3 protein-coding genes and 2 pseudogenes are annotated in these 4,227 nt (G+C 72.9%); 2 read left to right on the top strand and 3 right to left on the bottom strand.

From position 1 onward, the window contains the following. The 3 genes from H5J33_RS37785 to H5J33_RS25675 all read right to left on the bottom strand — a co-directional run. Nucleotides 1-375, bottom strand: a 375-nt coding sequence (locus H5J33_RS37785) for an ArsR/SmtB family transcription factor (RefSeq protein WP_399552917.1), incomplete at its 3' end; no start/stop codon positions are given. A 599-nt stretch (nt 376-974) separates the two neighbouring features. Continuing rightward, on the bottom strand, nt 975-1,262 hold the full coding sequence (locus tag H5J33_RS25680) for a hypothetical protein (protein ID WP_181797240.1): 288 nt from the start codon (nt 1,260-1,262) through the stop codon (nt 975-977). Nucleotides 1,263-1,624: 362 nt separating this feature from the next. Then, entirely contained in the window at nt 1,625-2,989 is a 1,365-nt protein-coding gene (locus H5J33_RS25675) for an alkaline phosphatase (protein WP_181797239.1), read from the bottom strand. A 295-nt stretch (nt 2,990-3,284) separates the two neighbouring features. Between H5J33_RS25675 and H5J33_RS25670 the strand changes: the two are divergent. Beyond that, nucleotides 3,285-3,401 (top strand): annotated as a pseudogene (locus tag H5J33_RS25670) (MBL fold metallo-hydrolase); the annotation flags it as partial. 272 nt (nt 3,402-3,673) lie between these two features. Then, nucleotides 3,674-4,227 (top strand): annotated as a pseudogene (locus H5J33_RS25665) (PD40 domain-containing protein); the annotation flags it as partial.

Here is a 4,227-nt window from a genome sequence, read left to right as displayed (position 1 = left end):
AAGCCGGAAGCCGCACCGGAGGAAACGGCCCCGCCGGAACCGGCGCCGGAATCCGTACCGGGAGGGCTCGGTCAGATGCGTGATCATCACCCGAACGAGTGTGACCACGTCGGGATCGTCGATGTAGTAGACCTGCCGCCGGCCTTCCCGGCGCGAGCCGACGAGTCCGGCCAGCTTCAGCTTGGTCAGGTGCTGGCTGACGGCGGGCAGCGCGCCGCCCACCCGGTCGGCGAGGTGGGTCACATCGCTCTCGCCCTGGGACAGGGCCCACATCAGATGCAGCCGGGCGGTCGAGGCGAGCAGCCCGAACGCGGCCGCCGCGGCCGCCAGCACCTCGGCGGGCGGGTCCTCCAGGCCACCGGCGCGGTCCGTCACGGTTCCCCTGTCCACTCCTGTCCCCTTCGATTCCGCCCCGCGAGCGACCGGCACCCACGGGCCCGCCCATCGTAAGCGCCGGGTCGCCGGGCCTCGTGCGCCGTGGGAACCGGGCATCGTCGGTCGGCCGGTCCCTGGCGATCGTTCGGCATCTGACCTCCGGGCATGGCGCGGCGCGGGCCTCGGGCATCGTCGGTCGGCTGGTCTCCGGTGAACGTGCGGCGCCTGGTTCCCTGGCATGGTGCGGCGCGAGACCTCGGACGTCGTGCGGCGTCAGGCCTTGGGCGTGGTGCGACGTCAGGCCTTGGGCACGGTGCGGCGCCTGACTCCCGGGCGTCGTGCGGCGCCTGGAGCATTCGGCGGTCGCGCCGGGAGCCTTTCGCCCCGAGCGGCCCGACCAGGGGTTTCCTGCCCCGAGCGGGCTGCCCTGGGGTCTCCCGCGTCAGGCGGACCGCCCAGAAGCCCCAGGGCCTCCCGCCCCAGGGCCTCCCGCGCCCGGTCCGTCACCGTCCCGGGCGATACCGGCGCTGTCCCAGGCGTGCCTCTTCGAGACGGCCGAGGAGGAAGGGCACCACCCCTCGCTCCAGCAGGGCCAGTTGTCACGCCTGCCGGGCCCGGGCCACCGTGTCCGCGGTGCCCGCCACCGCGCCGCGGCCGCCCGAGCGGTCGTCCGCCTCCGGCCGGGACCGCCGGAGCAGGTCACCGACCGCCACCCCGACGGCCAGCGCGCCCAGCAGCAGGCCGGCCGTGAGCACGCTGTCGCCGGCGTGGGACAGAGCTCCGGAGGGCGACATTCCGTACCCGGAGAACGCCAGCACCAGTGCCACCGAGGCCGAGACGAGCCTCGCGGACGTAGAGGGCGGCGGCCCGGCGGCACGGGTGGGCAACCCGGAAGCGCGGGACGGCGGCAGGTCGCCACACGACGGCACCCCTGGCTCGCGGGACGGCGGCGCGGGGCCGCGGAGGGCACGTCGGCCGCTCCTCGGGCCGGAACTCGCGGTCACGGCCGCCAGGTACTCGCGGTACTCGATGTCGGCGAAAGCGGCGATCGCGTTTATCGCCCCAGCGGCTCCGCCACCCGTCGGAGCACAGCGCGGCACGGCGCGGCGAGGGGTGGCGCATCCCATAGTCGCAAACTTGCGCAACCAACAGAACGGGGCATGCGGCCGGTCGAGGGGGGCGTGAAGAAGGGAAAGGGGGAAGGGGAGACCGGACCACCGGTCTCCCCTTCCCCCTTTTTTCAGGGCACTCAGCTCAGGCGCAGGGCCTCGCGGAGGGTGGTGAACAGATCGGTCTGGTTGGTGACGCCGAGCACACGGTAGGCCAGCGGGCCCTGTGCGGCGATGCGCACCTCGGTGCCGGTGTGCTCCTGGGACTGGCCCGGGGTGTTGGTCGAGTAGTTGACCTTCAGCTGCTGGCCCTCGTTGGTCACCAGGGTGGCGGACAGGCCGGGCGGGGTGGCCTCCAGCGGGACGATCTGGCTGGTGTGGCCGTGGTCGGCGGTGGTGACGACGAGGGTGTCCGGGTGCTGGGCCGCGTAGGCGCGGGCGACCTTCACCGCGCGGTCGAAGGCGGCGGTCTCGCCGATCTGGCCGCAGGGGTCCGCGGCGTGGTCCTGCTTGTCGATGGAGGCGCCCTCGATCTGGAGGAAGAAGCCCTTCTTGGAGTGCTTCTGCCGCTGCTTGGCCTCCAGCAGCTGGATCGCCTTCGTGGCGGAGTCCGCCAGGCTCGGCGTCGTGGACGGCCGGTTCGGGTTGGAGGTGACGCAGCGCTGCGGGTCGGTGCCACCGACGGCGGCGGGCTTGCCGGTCCACTCGACCGGCACGTTCCCGGAGGCGAACAGGCCGAGGACGGGCTTGCCCGGCTTCGCGGCCTTCATCGAGGCGTTGTCGGTGACGACCTGATAGCCGAGCTTCCCGGCCTGCTCGGTGACGGTCAGACCCTTGTACCTGCCGTCGGTGACCTTCTGGTCGAAGCGCTGCTTGCCGCCGCCGAAGAGGACGTCCACCTTGTGGTTGACGGACTGCTCGGCGATCGAGCCCGGGCCGCCCGCCGCGATCGTGTCGGCGGGGCACTTGGCCATGTCGGCCGGGCCCTGGCAGGAGCGGTCGGTGACATGGGAGGCGAGTACGGCCGGGGTGGCGTCGGTCAGTTCGGCCGTGGTGACGCTGCCGGTGGCGTAACCATTCTTCTGCGCCAGCTCCAGGATCGTGCGGACGGCCTTGTCGGAGCCGGGCGTCTTGGAGATGCGGCCGTTGACCGTCTTCACACCCGTCGCCCAGCCGCTGCCGCTGGCGGCGGAGTCGGTGACGTAGTCAGGCGTGCCGTCCTTGTGCACGGCGTACGTGGTGTACTCACCGGTCAGCGGGAACTTGTCCATGTTCAGGCGGCCGTTGGCGCCGACGGTGTAGTCACGGGCGAGCGTGATCTCCGAGTCCCCCATGCCGTCACCGATCAGCAGGATGACGTTCTTCGCCTTGCCGCCCTTGATGGCGTCCTCGGCCTGCTGCTTGGTGTCGGTCGCGCCGGCGCCGGTGGTGAAGGCGACGGCGGCGGCGGTGGACGCCAGCAGTGCTGTGGCGACGGTGAGGTGACGGCGGGACGGTCTGTGCATGAAAGCGACTCCTTGGGGCATCCCGTCCGGGATGGACGGGCGTCAACGGGCGTCAGCCCATCACCCGTTCATGAATCGCACGCCAACCACGGGTGGGACGTTGGTTTCGGATGCGTGGCCCGGGGGCGACCATCGGTGCGCAGCACCCGCACGGCAGCCGCTGCGTGGTGCCCCGAGGAGGCCGTCGGTGGTGAAGCGCGTGCGCCGATGGAGGAACGCCGTCCCGGCGCCGTGGCTCGGGACCGCGTGATGGCCTGGCTTGCTCCAGCAGACGTTGAAGCGTGCGTTGCGGGCTGCGGAGTACGTCATCACCGGCGGAGGCAGGCGTCTCATAGCCTTCGGTGACTCCCTGCACTCACCGATCCAGGTGGACCACCCCGAGTGGGCCTTCGTCTACGGCCACGACCCCGCGTGGCAGCCGCTGGACGTGTGAGGCGCCGCCTACGGGCACGGCGGCCGAGTTTGCAGGCGCGGGCGCACCGCGCGAGGGTACGCGTGCACCCGCGAGGGCATGGCTCGTACCACTCGTACGACGACGCACCCGCGATCCACCGGCCGGCGCCGAACTCCCGCGCGTCGTCCAGGATTCGGACCCGGTGCCCGGCACCATGGATCCGGCCGTGCCGCCCGCCCACCGTGGCGGCGCGCCGGGAACGGCCGCTCGGCGACCCGGTGAGGAGAGCGATGACGACGGATCACGGCCGGGTCACCCGCCGGGACCTGCTGCGGGCGTCCGCCGCGGGGCTGACGGTGGTCGGGGCCCCGGCGACACCCCTGGCCATGGCCACGTCCGCCGCCGCCGTGGAGCAAGAAACGCTGTCCTACCGGGAGTTGACCGGTGGATCGGTGACCTCCTCCCGCGACGGGTCCGTGCTGGTCGCCGAGGTGCAAGGCGTCCTGTGGCGGGTGCCGCCGCGGGGCGGGGAGGCGGTGCGGATCACCGACTGGGATCTGGAGGCGACCCGCCCGGTCCTCACCCGCGACGGCGGACGGCTGGTGGTGGGCGGCTACCGGGGCGGCGGCTTCCATCTGTGGACGCTGCGAACCGACGGCAGCGGGCTGCGCCGGCTCACCGACGGGCCCTGGGACGACCGGTGCCCGGCCTGGTCTCCCGACGGCGGCCGCCTGGTCTTCGCCTCCGAGCGCGACGGCGACCCGGTCACCGGGGCGTCGTTCGGGCTGTGGACGACGGACGCGGACGGCGGCGCGGCCACGCGGCTGACCGGTGGCGCCTACGA

It is taken from the genome of Streptomyces sp. WELS2 (assembly GCF_013870595.1).
GTDB lineage: Bacteria > Actinomycetota > Actinomycetes > Streptomycetales > Streptomycetaceae > Streptomyces.
Note: the sequence above shows the minus strand (reverse complement) of the source record. Positions and strands in the feature narration are given on the sequence as shown.

Coding starts and splice junctions, on each gene's coding strand:
- H5J33_RS25675 (WP_181797239.1), bottom strand. CDS start 2,989: ATGCACAGACCGTCCCGCCGTCACCTCACCGTCGCCACAGCACTGCTG.